Origin of the sequence: Pelagibacterium sp. H642 (assembly GCF_031202855.1) — a bacterium.
Classification (GTDB): domain Bacteria; phylum Pseudomonadota; class Alphaproteobacteria; order Rhizobiales; family Devosiaceae; genus Pelagibacterium.
The window spans coordinates 1545097-1567550 of record NZ_CP101829.1 but is presented as its reverse complement, the minus strand read 5'-3'; the positions used below and the strand labels follow the sequence as shown (position 1 = coordinate 1567550).

Genomic DNA, 22454 nt, shown 5'->3' with positions numbered 1-22454 from the left:
CAACCATGTCTTTCCATTCTCTCCTGTTTGCCGTCCTCATCATCGGTGGAACGGCCCTGCTGTCCTTCCCGCTCGGGCGCTACATGGCCTGGGCCATGGACCCTGCCGATGGGGAGCGGTCCGGCCAAATCACGCGCCTCTTCCAGGGGCTGGGCGGCCAAGCGGCCCAACGCTCGCAGGACTGGAAGCGCTATGCGCTTTCGCTGCTGGCGTTCAACGCGGTGATGTTTTTGGTGACCTTCGCCATCCTCGCCTTCCAGCAGGCCCTGCCGCTCAATCCCGACGGCAAGGGCGGGCTCGAAGCGAGCCTCATCTTCAACACGGCGGCCTCGTTCACCACCAACACCAATCTCCAGCACTATTCGGGCGAAGTGTCGCTGAGCTATCTCAGCCAGCTTGCGGGCCTGATGTGGCTGCAATTCGTCTCGGCCGCCACGGGCATAGCGGCGCTTGCCGCGCTGGCGCGCGGGCTGGCCGGAAGGGGGCTGGGCAATTTCTTCGTCGACCTGCAGCGGGCCGCCTTCCTGGTCCTGCTTCCCGCCGCCTTCGTGTTGGCGGTCCTTCTCGCCCTGGGCGGAGTGCCCATGACGCTCGAGGGCGCCGTTACCGCGACCACGCTCGAAGGCGTGCAGCAGACCATCGCGCGCGGCCCGGTCGCCGCTTTCGTCGCCATCAAGCAGCTCGGCTCCAATGGCGGTGGCTGGTTCGGGCCCAACAGCACGCATCCGCTGGAAAACCCCACCTTCTGGACCAATGGGTTGCAGATGATCGCGATCATCCTCATTCCCATGGCCTGCGTATGGATGTTCGGGCGGATCATCGGCCGCTTGCGCCATGCGGCGCTGCTGTTTTCGGTCATGATGGGGTTCATGGTGGTGCTGGCCGCGGGCGCGCTGGTGTTCGAAGCCGCGCCCACCCAGGCCTTTGCCGGCCTGCCGGTCGATACATCGGTCGGCAATCTCGAAGGCAAGGAGATGCGTTTCGGGCCGGCGGGCGGTCCGCTCTGGTCGGTGCTCACCACCTCGACCTCGAACGGTTCGGTGGGGGCGATGCACGATAGCCTCAACCCGCTTTCGGGGCTCATCCCCATGATCGGCATGTGGCTCAACGAGACCTATGGCGGGGTCGGCGTGGGCATGATCAACATGTTCCTCTATATCGTTCTGGGCGTCTTCATCGCCGGCATGATGATCGGGCGCACGCCCGAATATCTGGGCTGGCGGATCGAGGCGCGGGAGGTCAAGCTCGCGCTTTTCGCCCTCGTCTCGCAAAGCGCGCTGGTCCTTATCGGCACGGCGGTCTTTGCGACGACGCCCTGGGGGCTTGGGAGCCTCAACAATACCGGCCCGCACGGGTTCAGCGAAATCCTCTACGAGTTCACCTCGGCAGCCGCCAATAACGGTTCGGGTTTCGAGGGGCTCGCGGACAATACCGTGCCCTGGAACATCGCGACGGCAATCGTGATGCTTTTCGCCCGCTTCATCCCCATCATCCTGCCGCTGGCCATCGTGGGCTCGCTGGCCGCCAAGCGCCGCAGCACCGAATCGAGCGGCACGCTGAGCGTGGAGGGCGGAACCTTCGCCACCCTGCTTGGGGCCGTGGTGGTGGTTTTGGGCGCCCTCACCTTCTTTCCGGCGGCGACCCTGGGACCGATCGCCGAACATCTGATCTTCATCGATTGAGTGGGAGAACGACAATGCACGCGTTTTTGGCAAGTCTGCGCGTCGCGGCCGCAACCATGGCGGTCTGCGTCGGCGTCTATACCGGCGCGGTCTGGGCGCTGGCCCAGGGGGTGGCGCCGGACGCCGCCAACGGTTCGCTGATCGTTGCCGAGGACGGCACGGTGATCGGCAGCCGGCAGGTGGCGCAGGGCTTCACCGAGCCGGGCTATTTCTGGCCGCGCCCATCGGCGGTCGACTACAACGGCGCGGGCGCCGGCGGCAGCAACAAATCGCCGGCTAGCGCGGACCTCGCCGACCGCGCGGCGCAAACGGCGACCGAGCATGGCGCCGCCGTCGACCGGCCGTTGCCGGCCGATCTCGCCGCTGCGTCCGGTTCGGGGCTCGACCCGCATATCTCGGAGGCGGGCGCGCGCTATCAGGTGGCCCGTATCGCCGCGGCGCGCGATATCGATCCGGCAGGGATCGAACGGTTGATCGATATCGCGGCCTTTGCGCCGGGCGGTATCTTGAGCCAAGATCGCATCGTCAACGTGCTCGAGCTCAACCTGGCGCTCGACGCGCTTTGACCTGCGCGACGGCCCGGACGGCCGCCGTGACCCCATGGAGCGGCAATGACGCCAGAGGATTTGAACGCCGATTCCCGGCCCTCCCCCGAGGCGCTGCTCGACCAGGCGCAGCGTGAAACGCGCGGGCGGCTGAAGATCTTCCTCGGCGCGGCGCCGGGGGTGGGCAAGACCTACGAGATGCTGATCTCGGGCCGGGCGCGCAAGGATGAGGGCATCGACGTGGTGATCGGCGTCGTCGAGAGCCACGGACGCGAAGAGACCCAGGCCCTCATCGAGGGGCTGGAGACCATTCCGCGGCGCCGGATCGACTATCGCGGACAGCAGCTCGAGGAGATGGACCTCGACGCGGTGCTCGCCCGGCGTCCCCAGCTCGTGCTCGTTGACGAGCTCGCGCACACCAACGCGCCGGGAAGCCGGCATCCCAAGCGTCACCTCGACGTTCTCGACATCCTCGAACAGGGGATCGACGTCTATACCACGCTCAACGTCCAGCACATCGAAAGCCTCAACGACGTGGTCGCCCAGATCACCGGCGTGCGGGTGCGTGAAACGGTGCCGGACATGGTGATCGACAGGGCCGACGATGTCGAGATCATCGATATCACCCCCGAAGACCTCATCAAAAGGCTCCATGAGGGCAAGGTCTACCTGCCCGAGACGGCGCGGCGGGCGATTGGCAATTATTTCTCGCCCGGCAACCTGACGGCGCTGCGCGAACTGGCGCTGAGACGCACCGCGCAGCGGGTGGATCAGCAATTGGTCAGCCATATGCAGGCCAACGCCATAAGCGGCCCCTGGGCGGCGGGCGAGCGGGTTCTGGTGTGCATCGACCAGAGCGCATCGGCGGCCGCACTGATCCGCTATGGCAAGCGGCAGGCCGACCGGCTGCGCGCACCCTGGTCCGTCCTCCACGTCGAAACCGCCGATTCCCTGCATCTGCCGGAAAAGGACAAGGATCGCATAGCGGCCAATCTGCGGTTGGCCCAGCAGCTGGGCGGCGTGCCCATGACCCTGCCGGGGCGGGACATCGCCCGCGAAATCCTGCGCCAGGCCTACCAGACCAACGTCACCCATATCGTTGTCGGCCGCTCCACACGGCCCCGTTGGCGCGAGCTCATGGGGGGCTCGGTGCCCTCCGATCTTATCCGCCATGCGGGCGATATCAGCGTCCATGTGGTCTCGGGGCGCGAGCCGGCCGGCAGCAATGGCCGGCTGGTCGCGCCGGCCGAACCGTCCCGCTTCCGCATCCAGCCTTATCTCCTGAGCATCGTTTATGTCGGATTGGCCTCGGGCTTTGGCATGCTGCTCTCGCGCGCCCTCGACGTGCGCAATATCGCGCTGGCCTTCTTGATGGCGGTTCTGGCGTCGGCGGCAACCTCCGGGCTGGGGCCGGCGCTGTTTGCCTCGGTGGCCGGAGCGCTGGCCTTCAACTTCCTGTTCCTCGACCCGCGCCATACCTTCACGATCAGCGATGCCGAGGGGGTGGTCGCGCTGGCGTTTTTCTTCGGCGCCGCCGTCATCACCTCCAACCTCACCGCACGCGTCCACCGCCAGGCCGCTGCGGCGCGCCAGCGGGCGCGCACCACCGAAGACCTCTATATCTTCGCCCGCAAGCTCGCTGCCGCCGGAACGCTCGATGACGTGCTCTGGGCCACCGCGCATCAGATGGCGGCGATGCTCAAGCTTCGCGTGGTGATCCTTCTGCCCGAGGGCCGCACCGTTTCGGTGCGCGCCGGCTATCCGCCCGATGATACGCTGGTCGAGGCCGATATCGCCGCCGCCCATTGGGCCTGGGAGCACAACCGCCCGGCCGGGCGAGGCGCCGATACGCTTCCGGGCGCCAAACGGCTCTATCTCCCCTTGCGGACCGGGCGGGCGGCTATCGGCGTGGTGGGGTTGGACAGCGACAAGGATGGCCCGCTCCTCACCCCCGAGCAGCAACGGCTCTTCGATGCGCTGGCCGATCAGGCCGCGCTTGCCATCGAGCGCATCCAGCTCGTCGCCGATGTCGATAGCGCAAGGCTCGCCGCCGAGGCCGATAAATTGCGCTCGGCCCTGCTCACCTCGATCTCCCACGATCTCAAGACGCCGCTTTCGGCCATATTGGGCGCCGCCGAAACGCTGCGCGATTATGGGCCGGCCGTCTCTGGCGCCGACCGGGAGGAGCTGTTGGCTACCGTGGTTGAGGAATCCGAAAGGCTCAACCGCTTCATCGCCAATCTCCTCGACATGACGCGCATCGAATCGGGGGCGGCCGAGCCTGCCATGTCCGCTCACTATCTCGACGAGATCGTTGATGCCGCCCTGCGTCGGGCAGCAAAAATCCTGGCGCGGCACAAGGTGCAAGCCGATATTCCGGCGAACATGGCTGCCTTAACGCTCGATCCGGTGCTGTTCGAGCAGGTGCTGTTCAATCTTTTCGACAATGCGGCCAAATACGCTCCAGTCGGCAGCACCATTACCATAGGCGCGGCGACCGAGGGCGCCTGGGCGGTCATCACCATTCGCGACGAAGGCCCCGGCATCCCGGAAGGCGATCTCGACCGCATTTTCGACAGCTTCCATCGCGTGCGGAAATCAGACAGCGTACAAGCGGGAACGGGGCTCGGTCTTTCCATCTGCAAGGGGTTCGTCCAAGCCATGGGCGGTACGATCAACGCGGCCAACAGGACCGACCGATCCGGCGCGATCTTTACCATCCGGCTGCCCATCGCCAGGGAGACGCAGCAATGACGGGCTCGGCCGGCAAGGTTCTCGTCATCGACGACGAGCCGCCGATCCGCAAGCTGCTCAGGGTCGGCCTGGGCGCGGAGGGCTATGCGGTCATCGAGGCGCCCAATGGCCGGGACGGCATGGAAAAGCTCGCTTCCGAGGCACCCGATATCGTCATCCTCGATCTCGGTCTGCCCGATATCTCCGGGCTCGATCTTCTCGCGCGCTGGCGTGCGGCTTCGGTCACCCAACCCATCCTGATCCTCTCGAGCCGCACCGACGAGGGGGGAATCGTCAAGGCGCTCGATCTGGGCGCCGACGATTACGTGGCAAAGCCCTTCGGCATCAGGGAACTCGTGGCGCGCATGCGCGTCGCCCTGCGGCACAAATTGCAGCAGCAGGGCGAGCACCCGATCTACAAGGCGGGCGATCTCACGATCGATCTGGTCAAGAGGCTGGTAAGGATGGGCGAGGAGGACGTCCGGCTTTCGCCCAAGGAATACGATATCCTGCGCATCCTCGTGCAGCATGCCGGCAAGGTCATCACCCACCGCCATTTGCTGAACGAAATCTGGGACGGCACCACCGACGTGCAATATCTGCGCGTCTATGTCCGGCAGTTGCGCCAGAAACTCGAGCCCTCGCCCGACGCCCCGCAATACATCACGACCGAACCCGGCGTGGGCTACCGCATGCGCGAGCCCGACTGACCGGACATGACCAGCGTCTCGTTCAGGCTCTGCCGCGGCGCGTAACGCTCGATCATCTCTTTGCAGAATTCGGCGAATTCCTCTGGCACCTGCGGGGCGCTCGTGTGGTGGGGTTCGATGCCGCGATGTTCGGGGGTGAAACAGAAGGTGACGGTCACGTCGAAATCCTCGAGCGCCTGCATCTGCCTGTCGAACCAATCGAGCGCATTGGGCCGGAAGCTGTCGGCCCAGGATAGGCCGGTGCGCAGATAGGTGACGCCCAGGCGCTTCATCCAGGCCACCGCATCGTCGAGCCGGTGATCCTCGAAATGGAACCACTGGACCAGCCCCATCTCGGGAGTATGCTTGGCGAACTCCTCCAGCGCCGGCTTGGGGCTGCCATCCTCGCGCAGCAGGCCCATGTAGAAATGCCGGTAATAGGACGACCCTTCAGCTTCCCGGTGACGGGTGGTTGCGCCCCAGGCGCTGGGAAGATCATAAAGGCTGTACCACTGGATGCGCCTGGACCTGCCCTTGATGAGTTCGGCGGTGCGCTTCAACCCCCAAAGCTGCACTTCTTCGGCCCCGAAGGTGGAAACCCCCACTTCGCTCACCCAGATCGGCAGGTCGGTGACGGCGCGGATCTCGTCGATCTTGGCCGGCCATTCATCGATCTGCCAGAGATTCCAATCGAGCGGAAATCCATGCACCGCGACCGCATCGACGCGGTCGAGAACGCCATAACCCTTCATCTTGTTGAGAAAGCTCGGATCGATGGGCGACATCCCGCCGAGCACCTTCGTCACATCGGGGTTGGCCGCGGCGATGGCATCGGCGGCCAGATTGGCCATATGGCCGAATTTTTCCCATTCGGGATCGATTTCGGGGTCCCAGTGGGACTTGTTGTTGGGCTCGTTCCAGATCATTGCCGCTTCGATCATGCGCTAGCTCCCTTGGCCGGGTTTCTCGGTTTGGGTTTGGGAAACGGTTTCATTGAGCGTCAGCAGCTTTGCCCCCCAGTCACCGACAACGATGGTGGTGAGGGACGCCGGGTCGATATCAAAGCGCGGCCAGGCATCGATCGGCAGGCCAAGCACATGGGTGACCACCGCTTTGATGACGTCGCCATGGCTGATGAGTACGACAGCGCCGCCGGTGTGCCGAGCGCCGAGCTCCTCGATGAGACCGAGCACCCGCCGCTGCACGTCGAGCATGGTTTCTCCCCCCGGCGTGCGCGTGAGGCTGCGGGCCGTGTTCCATTTCCGCCAGAGCGGATCGGTATCAAGGGTCTCCAAAGCCTTGCCCGACCAGGCGCCGAAATCGACTTCGTCGAGCGCTTCGGCGGTTTGCACCCCCATGCCGCCGCATGCCTGGGCCACCGCGTCGGCGGTTTGCCGGGTACGCTCGCGCGGGCTGGCGAGGATTGCGTCGAACCGTTCGCGGGCCATGCGCTGCCCCAGACGCTTCGCCTGGGCGCGGCCGGCTTCACCCAGATGCACGCCCGCCGAGCGCCCGGCCAGAACGCTGCCGACAGTGTCATGGGCCGCATGGCGGAGCAGAAAGAAAGTGGTGGTCACTCGGCGGCCCCGGCCAACCGTTCCTCGTCGCCAGCGATAAAGCTTTCGGTCCGCCGGCGTGCTTCGGCGTCGGTGAATTGCTGGGGCGGCGATTTCATGAAATAGCTCGACGGGCCGACCAGCGCTCCGCCAATGCCGCGATCGAGCGCCAGCTTGGCGCAGCGGATGGCATCGATGACCACGCCGGCCGAATTGGGCGAGTCCCAGACCTCGAGCTTGACCTCGGCATTGAGCGGCACCCCGCCGAACGTCGTGCCCTCGAGGCGGATATAGGCCCATTTGCGGTCATTGAGCCAGGGCACGTGATCGCTGGGACCTACATGCACGTCATTGGCGGGGAGCGGCACGTCGAGCTGGCTGGTGACGGCCTGGGTCTTGGAGATTTTCTTGGAGACCAGCCGCTCGCGCTCGAGCATGTTGAGGAAATCGGTGTTGCCGCCGAAATTGAGTTGATAGGTGCGGTCGAGCCGCACGCCGCGCTCGACGAAAAGATTGGCGAGCATGCGGTGAACGATGGTCGCCCCGACCTGGCTCTTGATGTCGTCGCCAATGATCGGCAGCCCCTTGGCCGCGAATTTGCGCTCCCATTCGTCGCGCGAGGCGATGAACACCGGAATGCAGTTGATGAAGGCGCAGCCCGCTTCGAGCGCTTGCTCGGCATACCATTTGGTCGCCTCTTCCGAGCCGACGGGAAGGTAGGAGATCAGAACATCGGTCTGCGTGCGCCGGAGGATTTCGGCGACATCGGCAACCGGCGCGTCCGATTCCTCGACCGTATCGGTAAGATATTTGCCGATGCCGTCCAGCGTGGGGCCACGCTCGACGGTAATCCCCGTGGGTTCGACATCTGCGAAGCGTTCGGTGTTGTTGGGTGTCGCATATATCGCCTCGGCGACATCGCGCCCGACCTTGCCCGCGCCAACGTCGAAAGCCGCGGAAAGCTCGATGTCCCCGATATCGTAGCCGCCGAGATTAACATGCATTAATCCGGGCACGGGCTCATTGCCCGACGCATCGCGATAGTAGGTGAGCCCCTGGACGAGCGAAGAGGCGCAATTGCCCACCCCCACGATGCCGATCCGGATTTTCCGTTTCCCCATTTGTACCCTCCAGCCTGGCATCTCCCTTTCGCAACGGGACCTGCCGGTTTTGGTTCCTGATCGATACCGGGGGGATGGGCTGCGGCGTTCAATGGGCCGGCGATCAACGTGAGTGCCGGCCAGGCCTCACTGCAGCAGGCTTTGAGCATTGGCCGAATCGGTGAGCAGCACGGTTGCCAGCCCCTGCTTCAGCACTGCCCGCACGATATCGATCTTATGGCTGCCGCCACCCGCGACCACGCGGTGCCGGATGCGTGCGAAATCGGCAAGTTCGGGCGAGAGCACCTGGGCGTTAATGGGGTGGTCTATGGGGATACCGCGCTCATCGAGATATCGGCCCGCGATATCGCCCACAGCACCATGGGCGAGGAGATCGGGGGCGGTTACCCCTTCGGGCAGGCCGTAGCGCACCTGCAGCGAGCGGTCGGAAACGTCGCCGACGCTGAGATAGGCCAGGTCGACATTGCAGATCGTATCGAATGTGCGTCGAAACACCGTCTGGGAGATGATTGCCTCCCGGGATTCTGCCGATTCCGCATAGATGGGGGCAACCAGATATTGGCAGCGCCCGGAGAGCACCTGAGCAAAGCCACGAACAATCTCGAAGGTATTGATCTCCGAGCCGTGCGTCAGCCCGCCCATCATGGAATGGACCTCCATATGTGGCCGATTCACCGGGGTCATGAAGTGCACGGTCTCGCGCAGTGTCGTTCCCCAACCGACGCCAAGTGATCCGATATCGTGCGTGACGATGAACCTGTCGAACCAATTCGCTGCCGCACGGCCCAGGATGGTGTGGAGCTGACGGGTATCGTCCGGCGTAGGGACGACGATGGCGCCCTCGAGACCAAAACGCTCGCAAAGCCGGCTCTCGAGCGCGGCGCATTCGGCGAGAATTCCATTGAAGGAGATCGTCACCACCCGATCGCGGAGTGCAGTGGCCAGCATTTCATTGACGCGGCGGCGGGTGAGATTGAGCCGGTCCGCGATCTGCGCCTGGGTAAGTCCCTCCATGTGATAGAGCCACGCAGCCCGCGCCATGAGGTCGTTCTGGTCCATGCGTCGGTCACCCCCGTAACAAATGTCACTCGCATGTAACAAATGTGATCTAGGTCTTCAGTGTCGCCGTTCGGAGAGGGATTGGCAAGCCATCCTCCCGGCACAGGCTTACAGCTTTTTGCCCATCGAGGATCAAAAACCCATGACTGTTTTCAACAAGACCCTTGCGGGTACGGCCCTTTGCAGCGTTCTGGCGCTCGCCGCTACCCCGGCGTTCTCCCAGGAGCGTGTTCAGATTGAATGGTGGTACGCCCTCAGCGGCCGGCTGGGTGATCTGACTCAGGAAATGATCGCCAATTTCAACGCCTCGCAGGACCAATACGAAGTCGTGGGCATCCATAAGGGCAATTACGAGGAGACCATGGCGGCCATGGTCGCCGCCTACCGCGTGGGCCAGCAGCCCACCCTTCTCATGGCCGCCGAGCGCGGTTTCATGACCATGCTCAATTCGGGCGCCATCGTTCCGGTCAACCAGGTGATGGCTGAACAGGGCTACGACACCGATTGGGGCGACTTCATCGCACCGGTGGCCGGCTTCTACGTTGTCGACGGCGAGCCCGCCGCCTTGCCCTTCAATTCCTCAACGCCGATCTTCTGGTTCAATCAGGATCAGTTCACCGCCGCCGGGTTCGACGGGCCGGCGGACACCTGGCAGGAACTGGACGAGCAGCTTTACGCCCTCAAGGAACAGGGGATCACCGAATGCCCCATGGTGCTGCCCAGCGACTTCCAGTGGAGCCTCCTGGAAAATTATTCCGCCATCAACGACATGCCGTTCGGCACCAGCGCAAACGGCTTTGATGGGCTCGATACCGAATTCGTCTACAACACAACCGGCATGGTCGGCCAGGTCGAGCGTCTCGCCCGCTGGGTCGAAGACGGCATCCTGCACCTCGCGGGCGAGGGCATGAGCTCGACCCAGATGTTTGTTTCGGGCAATTGCGCGACCGTGATGTCCTCGACCGCCAGCCACGCCTCGGTCGAGGCCGGCGCCCAGTTCGACTGGAACGCCACCTTCATGCCCCATGAGGAAGGCGTCGAGCCCAGGAACAGCACCATCGGCGGCGGCGCGATCTGGGTTGTCGCGGGTCAGGACGACGGGGAATATGCGGCCGCGGCCGCATTCCTCGATTTCGTCGCCAGCCCCGACAACCAGGCCTGGTGGAGCGAACAGACCGGCTATGTGCCGGTAACCACGGCTGCCTATGAGCAGATGGCTGCCGAGGGATATTTCGAGGAGCATCCCACCCGCGAGATCGCCATTCTGCAACTCTCGCGCGGCGAGCCCAACGAAAATTCCCGCGGCTTCCGCTTCGGCAATCACAACCAGACCACCGCCATCCTGGTCGAGGAAATGCAGGCGATCTGGACCGGGCAGAAGACGGTTCAGGAAGCGCTGGATTCCTCGGTCGCCCGCGGCAATGTGATCCTGCGCCAATACGAGCAGCTTCATGCTGGTCAGTAGCGACAGCTCGACGATCCGGGAAGGCGCGCCTTGGCGCCTTCCCGCGTCGCTGTTTACTGGCCTGCGCGCTCGTTTCGGCGCGCAGTCCTCCGAGGGGCTCAAGGCCGCTCACTTCGCCAGGCCGGGAATCGCTATCGGCCTCCTGGCGCCGCAGCTGCTGATCCTTTTGTTCTTCTTCTATATCCCCGCCTATAAGGCACTCTCGCTGGCCTTCGTGCAGACTGACCCCTTCGGGCTCACCACGATGTTTGTGGGCCTGGACAATTTCATGCGCTTGTTCGCCAGCCCCGAATACCGGTTCAGCGCCAGCCTTTCGCTGGTTTTCACCTTCGTCCAGAGCGTCATAACGCTCAGCTGTGCGGCATTGCTCGCCTTTGCCACAGACCGGGTGGTACGCGGCAAGGCGATCTTCAAGGGCATCATCCTGTTGCCCTACGCCATCGCGCCGGTCGCTTCAGGCACCATCTTTGCCTTCGTCTTCAACGCAAATGTCGGCCCCTTCGCCAATTTCCTGCACGAGCTGGGACTGCCCTGGAACCCGGCCCTGCGGCCCCTCGATGCCCAGATTCTCGTGGTGGTTGCCGCCGTCTGGAACCACCTCTGCTACGACTACATCTTCCTGGTGGCCGCCATGCTGGCCGTGCCGCGGTCACTCATGGAAGCCGCGGCGCTCGATGGCGCGCGGCCGGTGCGGCGGTTTTTCACCGTTACGCTGCCGCTCATCATGCCCACCTTCTTTTTCCTCATGATCATGAACCTGATCTATGGGCTATTCGACACCTTCGCGCTGATCGACACCATGACCCAGGGCGGCCCGGCCGCCTCAACCAGCACCCTTGTCTATAAGGTTTATCAGGGCGGGTTCGTCCAGCTCGACCTGGGCTCGTCGGCGGCGCAATCGGTGGTGCTGATGGCGATCGCAGTGGTTTTCACCATCCTCCAGTTCCGCGCCGTCGAGCGCCGCGTCAATTACGGGGTGTAAGCCATGGTCGAACGCAGCCCCTGGCTCACCGCCTTCTGTTATCTCGTCCTCATCATCGGGGCGGCGATCGTTTGCGTGCCGCTCTATATGTCGTTCGTTGCCGGTTCGCTCGACTATGTCCGCCTGCAGCAAATGCCCTTTCCGCTGCTTCCGGGCGGCCATTTCTGGGAGAATATGGTCACGGCCTGGAACCGGGTGGATTTCTCCCGGCTTTACATCAACTCCATCATCGTCACGGTCGGCATCGTAACCGGCAAGATCGCTGTTTCGCTGATCGCGGCCTTCGCCATTTCGTACTTCCGGTTTCCCTTCCGGATGACGATGTTCTGGCTGATTTTCATTTCGCTGATGCTGCCGATCGAAGCGCGCATCATTCCCACCTATGAAGCCATCGCCGACGTCGGCGGACCGCTGCGTGAGCTCTTTCGCATTACCGGCATTTCCTGGCTCATCGAAACGATGACCGGTTATCGCATCGAGATGGCGCTCAACTGGAACTTCATCAACACCTATCCCGGGCTGATCCTGCCGCTGATCGCCTCGGCCTCGGCGACGTTCCTGTTCCGGCAGTTCTTTCTGACCATTCCGGACGAATTATGCGAAGCCGCCAAGCTCGACAACGCGGGGCCGATCAAGTTCTTCAGGGATATCGTGCTACCGCTCTCGACCAGCAATATCGCGGCTCTGGCCGTTATCCTGTTCATCGGCAACTGGAACCAGTATCTCTGGCCGCTGCTGTTCACCACCGATCCCGAAATGCGCACGGTCGTGCTGGGGCTGAGCCATCTGGTGCCCGGACCCGACGAGCCGCCGGCCTGGAATCTATCCATGGCCGCGGCCTTCTTCGTGATGCTTCCTCCCGCCCTCGTCGTCATCTTCCTGCAGCGCTGGCTCACCCGCGGCATGGTCGATTCCGGCAAATAGAACTCAGCCTTCAAGGATCACACATGACTTTTATTATCGGGCATCGCGGCGCCCGCAATCTTTGGCCCGAAAATTCGATTTCCGGGTTCAGGAACCTTCTCGGGATGCCCGTCGAGGGCGTCGAATTCGATCTGCACCTCGACGGCGCCGGGGAAATCGTCGTGATCCACGACGCAACACTCGATCGCACGACCGACAGCACCGGCCCCGTCGGGACGCTTGCCGGGGACGAACACGCCCATGTGCACCTCAAGGGCAGCGAACATGGCGACACCATTCCCACATTTGCGGACGTGCTGGCCATTTTTGCCGGCAGCGGTTTCGAACTCCATGTCGAGCTCAAGACCGACGCCCAAGGTGTGCCCTATCCTGGCCTTGAGGCCAAAGCGGCCGCGCTCATCGATAGGTTCGGCCTCGCCCAGCACAGCTTTCTCACGAGTTTTTCGGTCCCGGTTCTTCAAACAGTACGGGACATCGCGCCGCATATCCGAACCCTCTCGTCCTACCATGGGCCGGCGGCGGAAAAGGAGGGTGTACTGGCGGGTCTTCTGACCCGGCTTGCCGTGGCCGACGTGGTGGCGGTGGAAAAGAAGCTTCTTGCCGACTATTGGGACCTGATCACCGCGAACGTGCCGCTCGAGCGGCTGGGGGTCTGGGTTCCCAACCAGCAGGGAGACCTGGAGACCTGGCTCGGCCGCGGACTCCGGCAGGTCACGACCGACAATCCCGATATCGCTCTTGTGGCTCGCGAGGCACTGTCCCATGTCCCTGCGAACTGATCGCCGACGTTTCCTCCAGACCGGTCTTGCGGCGGCTGCCGTCTGGCCGGTCCTCGGCACCGTCCGGGCCGCAACCTTTACGGCAGATCCCTTTGCTCTGGGGGTTGCTTCGGGCTGTCCGCGGCCCAACAGCGTGGTGCTCTGGACGCGGCTGATCTTTCCCGACACCGAGCCCGATCCGTTCACCAACCCATTCGCGCCGATCGAAAAACCTCAGCATCCGCCGCTCGACGTCGCCTGGGAAATCGCCCATGACGAGGCGTTCGCCCGGCCCGTTCTTTCGGGCATCGATCGTGCGGTCCCCGAATTCGCCCATTCGGTGCACGTCGAGGCAACCGGACTGGAGCCCGACCGCTGGTACTTCTATCGCTTCCGGTGCGGCGATGCGGTAAGTCCGGTCGGACGCACCCGCACCGCGCCGGCCTCAGACGCCGAAAACGGCCGCTTCAGCTTCGCCTTCGCCTCCTGCCAGCAATTTGAGCAGGGCTGGTACACGGCGTATCGCGACATGGCCCAGCGTGACCTCGACCTCGTGGTCCATCTTGGCGACTACATTTACGAAGTCAGCTATGGCGGACAGCACGTTCGGAGCCATCAAAGCGGCACCCCGACGCTGCTGTACGAGTATCGCGACCGGCATGCGCTCTATAAATCCGACCCTGACCTCCAGCGTGCTCACGCTGCGTTTCCCTGGCTGGTGCTCTGGGACGACCATGAGGTTGTCAACGACTATGGCGGCTCGGTCTCGCCAACCGATCCTTACGCCCCCGCCTTCTTGCGCCGTCGAGCCGCCGCTTACCAGGCGTGGTACGAACACATGCCGGTGCCGCCCATCGCCGCCACCAATTTCGACGAGTACCGCGTCTATGGCCATTTCGGGTTCGGGAACCTACTCGACCTCACCCTGCTCGACACGCGCCAGTACCGCGCGCCCGGCCCCGGCGAGGAGCGGGCCGGTTCCGAGACGACGATGCTGGGCACCGCGCAGGAGAGATGGTTCGATACGACAATGGCAGCGTCGCAAGCGCGCTGGTCGGTTATCGGGCAGCCGACGCTGATTGCCGAACGCGACCTCGAACCGGGGCCGGGCACGCGCTATGCCATGGATGCGTGGGACGGCTACCGGGATGGACGCGAGCGGCTGCTAAACACGATCCAACGCGAAGCGATCCGCAATCCGGTCGTCATCGGGGGTGATTTGCATGCATTCTATGCGGCCGACCTCCATGAAGCGGCTGGAACTGCCGAGGGGCCGATAATCGCGAGCGAATTCGTGACGGGCTCGATCACCTCCAATCCTCCCGACCAGCGGGCCGTCGACTCCATAATCGCTGAGAACCCGCACCTCAAATTCGGCAACAGCTCGACCCACGGCTATTCGATCATGACCGTCGAACGCGACCGAACCCAGGTCGACCTCGTGGGGATCAGCGATCGCAAGGATCCGGCGGCCACCGCCGCCGTGTTCCAGAAATTCGCCGTGCTCGACGGCATGCCGGGCGTCAATCGCCTTTGATTTCAATGCGTCCAGGAAGCGGCGCAAGCTTTCAAGAAAACTATATGACCACTCCCGAACTCATCATCTTCGACTGCGATGGCGTCCTGATCGACAGTGAACCCATCGCCAGCCGCACGCTGGCCGTGGCGCTGCAGGGCGCCGGCATCGCCATAACGCCTGGCGAATCGCACAGGATTTTTACCGGCAATGCCGAAAGCGACATCCGCCGCATTTGCGCCGAAACCTACGGGCTCGACGAGGTCGATGCCGTGTTTTCGCGCTGGCATGCAAGTCTCTATTCCGAATTCGCCGTGTCGCTCAAACCGATGGCAGGCATGGTCGAATTGGTCGCCGGGCTGTCCGTCCCCAAGTGCGTCGCGTCCAACAGCACCTTTGCCCGCTTGGAAGCGAGCCTCGGCCGGACCGCGCTGTGGCCTCTTTTTGCGCCTCACATATTCAGCGCCCAGGCCGTGCCACGACCCAAGCCGGCGCCGGACCTGTTGCTCCATTGCGCCAAGGCCTTCGCGGTGCCGCCTTCACACTGCATCATGGTCGACGACAGCCCGCATGGGATCGCATCGGCGGGCTCGGCCGGCATGCTGGCCATCGGCTTCGTGGATGAAAACGATCCCAGGCGCGGCCGTGCCGATCTACTCGCCGAGGCCGGAGCCGCTCAGGTCGCGCGCGGCGCCGTCGAGCTGGCCAAAATCCTCAATTCGCTCGTTCCAGAAGGCATCGCACCGGCTGCTGGAATGGAAGCCGTTCCTCATGACTGATACTGCGATCCGCCGCACAGCCGCTCGTCTGCTTGAAACAAGCACCAATTAGACAATGTCAGCCAAGTCATGAAAATGGCGCACCCGACACGATTCGAACGTGTGACCTCTGCCTTCGGAGGGCAGCGCTCTATCCAGCTGAGCTACGGGTGCCCGGGGCCTGAACAAGCCCATCGGTTCGGCGCGAACCTACTGTATGCCGACCCGCCGCGCAACAGGGGATTTGGCTGGGGCGAGGAAAGCAAAAGGCGGGCTCTTTGCCCGCCGGCTCTCAATCGTCCATCTTAAGGGCCTTGATGAAGGCTTCCTGGGGGATTTCGACCTTGCCGAACTGACGCATCTTCTTTTTGCCTTCCTTCTGCTTTTCGAGCAGCTTGCGCTTGCGGGTGGCGTCGCCGCCATAGCATTTGGCGGTCACGTCCTTGCGCATGGCCCTGACCGTCTCGCGGGCGATGATGCGCCCGCCAATGGCGGCCTGGATGGGAATGACGAAAAGGTGCGGCGGGATCAGCTCCTTGAGCTTTTCGCACATCTGACGCCCGCGATGCTCGGCCTGGCTGCGGTGAACCAGCATCGAGAGCGCATCGACCGGCTCGGCATTGACGAGGATGCTCATCTTGACCAGGTCGCCGGCGCGGTAATCGTCGAGATTGTAGTCGAAGCTCGCATATCCCTTGGAGATCGATTTCAACCGATCGTAGAAATCGAACACCACCTCGTTCAGGGGCAGGTCGTATTCGACCATGGCGCGGTTGCCGACATAGGAGAGGTTGGTCTGGATGCCGCGCCGCTCCTGGCAGAGCTTGAGGATCGCGCCGAGATAATCGTCGGGCGTCAGGATAGTGGCCTTGATCCAGGGTTCGCGGATTTCCTCGATCTTGACCGGATCGGGCAGGTCGGCCGGATTGTGCAGCATGATCTCGCTGCCATCGGTCAACTGCACCTCATAGACCACCGAGGGTGCCGTGGTGATGAGATCGAGATTGAATTCGCGGCTCAAGCGCTCCTGGATGATCTCGAGGTGCAAAAGCCCCAGGAAACCGCAGCGGAAGCCAAAGCCCAGGGCGGCCGAGGTTTCCATCTCGAAGGAAAAGCTCGCATCGTTCAAGCGCAGCTTGCCCATGGCGGTGCGCAGATCGTCGAAATCGGAAGCATCGACGGGAAAGAGGCCGCAGAACACCACCGGTTGGGCCGGGCGGAAGCCGGGGAGCGGCTCGGCCGTGGGTTTTCTGTCGTCGGTGATGGTGTCGCCGACATTGGTGTCGGCCACTTCCTTGATCGAGGCGGTAAAGAACCCGATCTCCCCTGGGCCGAGTTCCCCAACTTCCACGAGCTTGGGGGTGAACACGCCCACCCTGTCGAGTTCGTAGGAGGCGCCGGCCTGCATCATGCGGATCTTCTGGCCCTTGCGGATGCGCCCGTCGATCACCCGGATCAGCACCACGACGCCAAGGTAGAGATCGTACCAGGAATCGACCAGCATGGCCTTGAGCGGCGCGTTCTCGTCGCCCTTGGGCGCCGGCAGGCGCTCGACGATGGCGGCGAGCACCTTGTCGATTCCCAGCCCGGTCTTGGCGGAAATCTCCACCGCATCGGAAGCGTCGATGCCGATCACGTCCTCGATCTGCTGCTTGACGCGCTCGGGCTCGGCGGCGGGCAGGTCGATCTTGTTCAATACCGGGACGATCTCGTGATTGACTTCGATCGCGTGATACACATTGGCCAGCGTCTGGGCCTCGACGCCCTGGGCCGCATCGACCACCAGGAGCGAGCCCTCGCACGCCGCCAGCGAACGGTTGACCTCATAGGCGAAGTCCACATGCCCCGGCGTATCGATCAGGTTGAGCACATAGTGCTCGCCATCGGAGTGCGTATATTCGAGCCGCACCGTCTGGGCCTTGATGGTAATCCCGCGCTCGCGCTCGATGTCCATCGAATCGAGGATCTGTTCCTTCATCTCGCGGTCTTCGAGCGCGCCGGTTGACTGGATCAACCGGTCGGCGAGCGTCGATTTGCCGTGGTCGATATGGGCCACGATCGAAAAATTGCGGATGCGGGAGAGCGGGGTCTTCTGCGGTGTTTTCATGGGGCCGCTGATAGCAGCAAATCCGGCGCTTCGGGAAGATGGTTTGTGCGCGGTTAACCATCAAAGGCAACGGCGGGCGCGTTCGGCGCGTTGTCGAAAGCCTGCCTGCTTTTTCCCTAAGGTCGTTGCCCATGTTCAAGCTTTGCCCACCCGCGCTTCTCCTTGTCATCGTCGCTGTTGCGCCGGTATTGGCTCAGGACGAACCACCCCTGCCCCAGCCGCGCCCCGAAGAGTTGGCCCAATCCGGGCAGGAGGACCAGCCGACCGACGAGGAAGCGGCGCAAGAGAGCCCGGAAGACGTGGAAGCCCCCGACGAGGAGCCCGAACAAGAACCCGAGCCCGAGCGCATCTACCAGGCGGCGTGCCCGGCGCTGCTCACCGGCCGGGTGATCGGGGAAATGGTGCCGCCGCTCGCGGAAGGCGCGTGCGGGCTGCAGAGCCCCATAGCCGTTGCCGCGCTGGTCATCAATGGACGGGAAATACCGCTTTCGGGTACGCCGGTCACCAATTGCGCCATGGCGACAACGCTTGCCGATTGGGCCGAGGAGGTGGACGCCTATGCGGGGGCGGCTCTCGATACGCACATCGAGAGCTTGTCGACCGGGCCGGGCTATCAATGTCGGCTGCGCAATGGCGCCGAAACGGGCTTTGTTTCCGAACACGGTCTGGGCAATGCCGTCGACATCACCGCGATATCGTTCGCCGACGGCACCAGCCTTTCGGTGCTCGAAGATTGGGATTCGCGCTCGGTAGGCGCCGGCAGCAAATTCCTTGGCTTTGCCCATTCAGCAGCTTGCGGGCGGTTCACCACGGTTCTGGGCCCCGAGGCCAACGCCGATCACGAGGATCATTTCCACTTCGACCTCGGCTGTCACGGCCAGACCTGCACCGCCCAGATCTGTGAGTAAAGTCAATCGTCGCGCCGTGGATGGTAGGTTGGCAGGTCGGCAATCTCGCGCAGCGTCAGGTAGTCGGGCAATTGCCCGCAACGGGTGCGGGGATAGACCGGCATGGTCAGCAGACGAAGGATCCACTTAAACATTTTGTCTTCTCCTTTGCAGTTCCATGCTGCATTAATCCCGGTCTGTCCCGAGCTCTTCAATGAAGAAGCTCTCAAGCATGATGTAGAAAAACTAAAGTGACGAGATCCTTTCCCATTCCCCTCAATGCCCTGCGGGCCATCGAGGCTGTCGCGCGTCTGGGCCGGCTGGCCGCTGCCGCCGAAGCGCTGGGCGTCACGCCAGGGGCCGTCAGCCAGCATATAAGGCGCGCCGAGGAGCGCACCGGCACGCTGTTGTTCGAGCGCACCGCACACGGGCTGGCGCCCACCGGCGAACTTATGGCCATCCTGCCTGCGCTGCAGACGGGCTTTGATGCGCTGGAACAGGCGAGCGCCCGGCTGATCGCCGATGAAGGTCACGTGCTCACCGTTACCTTGGGCCATGTCTCGGCATCGCGCTGGCTGGTCTGGCGACTCGCCCGGTTCAACGCGCGTCATCCCGAAATCGAAGTGCGCCTGTTGCCCACCGACCAGCTCGTCGACCTCGCCCGGCCCGACATCGATTGCGGCATTCGCTTCGGCAAGGGAAACTGGCCGGGCGTCGAGGCTCTGGCCCTGGCCCGGGCAGAAGTCTTTCCGGTCTGCGCTCCGGCGCTCGCGGCGCGCCTGCACCAGCCTTCCGATTTGTCGAATGTTCCCGTGATCCGCGACCAGATGACCATGCTGTCCTGGCCGCAATGGCTCGCCGCCGCCGGGGTGCCCGATCTTTCATTGTCCGGGCCGGTCTATACCGATCCGGCCCTTTCTTTCGATGCGGCGACCTCTGGGCAAGGCGTGCTTCTTGCCGTGGGCATCATGGCCGATTACGCGCTGGACAATGGACAGCTTGTGCGGCCTTTCCGACAAAGCGTTGTGCCGGACAACGGGTATTGGTTCGCGACGGCAGCGGGACGGCAATTGCCGGCGCGGACGCGAAAGTTCCGCGATTGGCTGCTGGACGAAATGGGCTCTCACAGTTTAGAATAATTCTAAACTATTTGTGAGCTGTTCCATGTTGTCCCGTTTCCTGTCTTCCAAGCGTGATTTCTCCAGCCTTTCCGAAAAGGAAATCCTCGCCCTTGCCATTTCCGCTGAGGAGGAGGATGGCCGCATCTATGCCGCCTATGCCGAGCGGCTGCGCGCCGATTATCCGGCATCGGCTGCGGTATTCGACGGCATGGCGGCCGAGGAGGACGGTCATCGCCGGCGCCTGATCGACCGCTATGCCGAGCGCTTCGGTGCCACCATCATCCCGATTCGGCGCGAGCATGTGCGCGGGTTTATAACCCGCAAGCCGGTCTGGCTGATGGCCGAACTCGATCTCGATACAGTTCGCGCTCAGGCCCGCGAGATGGAGCAGGATGCCGCCCGCTTTTACGCCGAAGCCGCAAAACGCACCCAGGACGCAGCCACGCGAAAACTCCTGGGCGATCTCGAACGCGCCGAACGCGGCCATGAGCACGCTGCCGAACAGCTCGAAGATGCGCATCTGACGCTCGACGCCCGGAACACGGAAAAGGACACCGCCCACCGCAATTTCCTTTTGACCTATGTCCAGCCGGGCCTGGCGGGCCTGATGGACGGATCGGTTTCGACCCTGGCTCCGATCTTTGCCGCCGCCTTTGCCACGGGCGACACCTGGTCGACTTTCCTTGTCGGGCTCGCCGCGTCGGTGGGCGCTGGCATTTCCATGGGCTTTACGGAAGCGGCCAGCGATGACGGCCGGCTCACCGGTCGCGGCTCACCGGTCAAGCGCGGTTTTGCCTCTGGCATCATGACCGCGCTGGGCGGGCTGGGCCATGCCCTGCCCTATCTCATCCCGCATTTCTGGACGGCCACCTCTATCGCCATCGCCGTGGTGGTGATCGAACTCTGGGCCATCGCCTGGATCCAGAAGCGATTCATGGATACCCCGTTCTGGCGCGCGGTGACGCAAGTGGTGCTGGGCGGCTCGCTGGTCTTTGCAGCCGGGATCATCATCGGCAACGCCTGATCTGCAACGCCGAAAATCCGCGTTCTCGGGCGCCATAGAGATTTCTGTTGCGGTCCGGCCTCTATCCGTTTCAAATATGAAACATGGATTTCTCCTGGGATGATTTGCGGCTGTTCCTTGTTGTTGCGCGGCTGGGCGGGCTGTCGGCGGCGCGCGGCATCACGGGATTGAGTGCGGCAACGCTGGGCCGGCGCGTGACGGCGCTGGAGCGGCAGATCGGCGAGCCGCTGTTCGTCCGTACGCAAACCGGCTTCACCCTCACCCGCGCCGGCGAAGCGTTGCTCGAGCGCGCCGAGGACGTGGAAGCGGCCATGCGGGCGCTCACCCATTGGCGTGAGGGGGCGATCGGTGCGCGCGTGGTGCGCGTTTCGGCCGGCACCTGGACCACCGATTTCCTCGCCCGGCACATGGATGCGCTCTGGTCGCCCGGCGACGGCTTCCGGGTCGAATTCGTCACCGCCTACGAAAAGATCGACATCGGCCGCCGCGCCGCCGATATCGGGGTCCGCTCCGAGCGTCCGGTCGAGCCCAACCTTGCTGGCCGCCGGCTGACGCCGGTCGCCTACGCGCTCTATTGCGCGCCGCGTCTGGCCGCCGGGGTCAAGGACGGGCTGTTTGTCGGCGTCACCGGACCGGCCGCCAATACCGCTTCGGCCCGCTGGCTCATGGCCCATCACGGCGACCGCATCGTTGCCAGCGGCAATGACGCCCATTCGGTGCGCGAGCTGGTCACCGGCGGTGCGGGGCTTACAGTTCTCCCCTGTTTCGTGGGCGATGCCGATCCGCGCCTTTCGCGCATTCGCGGGCCCATTCCCGAACTCGCCGGCGAGCAATGGCTGGTGCTCCATCATGAGGAGCGCCACAGCCCACCGGTTCGCAGGCTTGCCGACAGGATCGCCAAGCTGATGAAGGACAATGCCGCGCTGTTTGCCGGCGAGCTACCGCGCTAGCACCTCTCGCCCTTCGATCCAGCGGCGGACCATCAGCACGGTGCCAATCGCCGCGGCAAACCCGAGCGCCAGCCACAACGCCGTCCACCCGCCATCGGCGAACAGCACTTGATGCATGCGCCGGCCCGGCACCAGCGTGAAGGCGCCCGCCAGGATCAGCGCGCCGCCATAAAGCCCGGTCATGGTGGCGCGGTGCGCTTTCACATCGCCGCGCCGGATCGCGCGGACGGCCCGCACCAGCCCCACGAGGGTGAAGACCGACAGCGCATGAATGAAACTATAGGGGCCGAACATCCTCACTTCGGTGATGAGAAAGGAGGAAAGCGCCACGGTCACCATCAGCGCCACCCATGCGCGCCCCATCGCCTTGTGCAGCCGCGTGCCCTTTTTGAGCAGCAGCACGAGCGTACCGAGCAGGAAAGAAAGCATGGCCGCGCCGGCGTGAATCTGGATGACGAGGGAAGCTGTGGTAAGGGCTGTTGCATCCATGGTGAGGCTCCTGCATGTAGTGAGGGCCTGACCGGTGCCGCTTGGGCGCTTGTCGGGCAAGCGCGACTACGTGAGGAAGGAGGCCGGC

At 63.7% G+C, this 22454-nt stretch carries 21 protein-coding genes and 1 tRNA gene; 14 read left to right on the top strand and 8 right to left on the bottom strand.

The window, feature by feature from the left end; translation table 11 throughout:
• Window positions 1-5: 5 nt before the first annotated feature.
• Genes kdpA through NO934_RS07665 form a run of 4 tightly spaced genes read left to right on the top strand, consistent with a single transcriptional unit; the run spans window position 6 to window position 5670 of the window.
• Window positions 6-1682 carry a potassium-transporting ATPase subunit KdpA gene (gene kdpA, locus NO934_RS07680; RefSeq protein ID WP_309163305.1) on the top strand — a complete coding sequence of 559 codons (1677 nt, stop codon included), beginning with the start codon at window positions 6-8 and terminating at the stop codon, window positions 1680-1682.
• 14 nt (window positions 1683-1696) lie between these two features.
• Entirely contained in the window at window positions 1697-2248 is a 552-nt protein-coding gene (locus NO934_RS07675; RefSeq protein WP_309163303.1) for a potassium-transporting ATPase subunit C, read from the top strand.
• A gap of 45 nt (window positions 2249-2293) precedes the next feature.
• Window positions 2294-4981: a sensor histidine kinase KdpD gene (locus NO934_RS07670; protein WP_309163300.1), complete on the top strand. Its 2688-nt coding sequence runs from the start codon at window positions 2294-2296 to the stop codon at window positions 4979-4981.
• Window positions 4978-5670, top strand: coding sequence for a response regulator transcription factor (locus NO934_RS07665; protein ID WP_309163298.1), 693 nt, complete (start codon window positions 4978-4980; stop codon window positions 5668-5670). The genes NO934_RS07670 and NO934_RS07665 overlap by 4 nt, the downstream gene beginning before the upstream one ends.
• Here NO934_RS07665 and NO934_RS07660 read toward each other — a convergent pair.
• From NO934_RS07660 to NO934_RS07645, 4 genes are all read right to left on the bottom strand, one after another.
• Window positions 5646-6590: a beta-xylosidase gene (locus NO934_RS07660; RefSeq protein ID WP_309163297.1), complete on the bottom strand. Its 945-nt coding sequence runs from the start codon at window positions 6588-6590 to the stop codon at window positions 5646-5648. The genes NO934_RS07665 and NO934_RS07660 overlap by 25 nt on opposite strands.
• Before the next feature lie 3 nt (window positions 6591-6593).
• Window positions 6594-7226: a histidine phosphatase family protein gene (locus NO934_RS07655; RefSeq protein WP_309163296.1), complete on the bottom strand. Its 633-nt coding sequence runs from the start codon at window positions 7224-7226 to the stop codon at window positions 6594-6596.
• Window positions 7223-8326, bottom strand: a complete 1104-nt coding sequence (locus NO934_RS07650; protein WP_309163295.1) for an inositol-3-phosphate synthase — start codon at window positions 8324-8326, stop codon at window positions 7223-7225. The genes NO934_RS07655 and NO934_RS07650 overlap by 4 nt, the downstream gene beginning before the upstream one ends.
• A 126-nt stretch (window positions 8327-8452) precedes the next feature.
• On the bottom strand, window positions 8453-9385 hold the full coding sequence (locus NO934_RS07645) for a sugar-binding transcriptional regulator (protein WP_309163294.1): 933 nt from the start codon (window positions 9383-9385) through the stop codon (window positions 8453-8455).
• Window positions 9386-9527: 142 nt separating this feature from the next.
• Here NO934_RS07645 and NO934_RS07640 point away from each other — a divergent pair, with 142 nt between their 5' ends.
• The 6 genes from NO934_RS07640 to NO934_RS07615 are packed head-to-tail and all read left to right on the top strand — an operon-like array spanning window position 9528 to window position 15809.
• Entirely contained in the window at window positions 9528-10850 is a 1323-nt protein-coding gene (locus NO934_RS07640) for an extracellular solute-binding protein (protein WP_309163293.1), read from the top strand.
• The gene (locus NO934_RS07635; protein ID WP_309163291.1) at window positions 10837-11832 is read left to right on the top strand and encodes an ABC transporter permease subunit; all 996 of its coding nucleotides are present in this window, start codon (window positions 10837-10839) and stop codon (window positions 11830-11832) included. The genes NO934_RS07640 and NO934_RS07635 overlap by 14 nt, the downstream gene beginning before the upstream one ends.
• Window positions 11833-11835: 3 nt before the next feature.
• Window positions 11836-12756, top strand: coding sequence for an ABC transporter permease subunit (locus NO934_RS07630; RefSeq protein WP_309163290.1), 921 nt, complete (start codon window positions 11836-11838; stop codon window positions 12754-12756).
• A 23-nt stretch (window positions 12757-12779) separates the two neighbouring features.
• Entirely contained in the window at window positions 12780-13535 is a 756-nt protein-coding gene (locus tag NO934_RS07625; RefSeq protein ID WP_309163289.1) for a glycerophosphodiester phosphodiesterase family protein, read from the top strand.
• Complete coding sequence (locus tag NO934_RS07620; RefSeq protein WP_309163288.1) at window positions 13519-15051, top strand: alkaline phosphatase D family protein; 1533 nt, start codon at window positions 13519-13521, stop codon at window positions 15049-15051. Before NO934_RS07625 ends, NO934_RS07620 begins: the two co-directional genes overlap by 17 nt.
• A gap of 44 nt (window positions 15052-15095) precedes the next feature.
• Complete coding sequence (locus NO934_RS07615) at window positions 15096-15809, top strand: HAD-IA family hydrolase (protein ID WP_309163287.1); 714 nt, start codon at window positions 15096-15098, stop codon at window positions 15807-15809.
• 76 nt (window positions 15810-15885) lie between these two features.
• Here NO934_RS07615 and NO934_RS07610 read toward each other — a convergent pair.
• A tRNA-Arg gene (locus tag NO934_RS07610) sits at window positions 15886-15962 on the bottom strand.
• Between the two features lie 118 nt (window positions 15963-16080).
• Window positions 16081-17895: a translation elongation factor 4 gene (gene lepA / locus NO934_RS07605; protein WP_309163286.1), complete on the bottom strand. Its 1815-nt coding sequence runs from the start codon at window positions 17893-17895 to the stop codon at window positions 16081-16083.
• Between the two features lie 131 nt (window positions 17896-18026).
• On the opposite strand from lepA, the gene NO934_RS07600 reads away from it, so the two are divergent.
• Complete coding sequence (locus tag NO934_RS07600) at window positions 18027-18803, top strand: extensin family protein (protein ID WP_309163285.1); 777 nt, start codon at window positions 18027-18029, stop codon at window positions 18801-18803.
• A gap of 2 nt (window positions 18804-18805) precedes the next feature.
• Here NO934_RS07600 and NO934_RS07595 read toward each other — a convergent pair whose 3' ends face one another.
• Window positions 18806-18937: a hypothetical protein gene (locus tag NO934_RS07595; protein WP_309163284.1), complete on the bottom strand. Its 132-nt coding sequence runs from the start codon at window positions 18935-18937 to the stop codon at window positions 18806-18808.
• Between the two features lie 96 nt (window positions 18938-19033).
• Here NO934_RS07595 and NO934_RS07590 point away from each other — a divergent pair, with 96 nt between their 5' ends.
• From NO934_RS07590 to NO934_RS07580, 3 genes are all read left to right on the top strand, one after another.
• Window positions 19034-19921 carry a LysR substrate-binding domain-containing protein gene (locus NO934_RS07590; RefSeq protein ID WP_309163283.1) on the top strand — a complete coding sequence of 296 codons (888 nt, stop codon included), beginning with the start codon at window positions 19034-19036 and terminating at the stop codon, window positions 19919-19921.
• A 25-nt stretch (window positions 19922-19946) separates the two neighbouring features.
• Entirely contained in the window at window positions 19947-20927 is a 981-nt protein-coding gene (gene mbfA / locus NO934_RS07585) for an iron exporter MbfA (protein ID WP_309163282.1), read from the top strand.
• Between the two features lie 83 nt (window positions 20928-21010).
• Window positions 21011-21877, top strand: a complete 867-nt coding sequence (locus tag NO934_RS07580; RefSeq protein WP_309163281.1) for a LysR family transcriptional regulator — start codon at window positions 21011-21013, stop codon at window positions 21875-21877.
• Here NO934_RS07580 and NO934_RS07575 read toward each other — a convergent pair.
• Window positions 21866-22366: a DUF2306 domain-containing protein gene (locus NO934_RS07575; RefSeq protein ID WP_309163280.1), complete on the bottom strand. Its 501-nt coding sequence runs from the start codon at window positions 22364-22366 to the stop codon at window positions 21866-21868. The two genes, NO934_RS07580 and NO934_RS07575, sit on opposite strands and share 12 nt — an antisense overlap.
• Window positions 22367-22454: the final 88 nt, after the last annotated feature.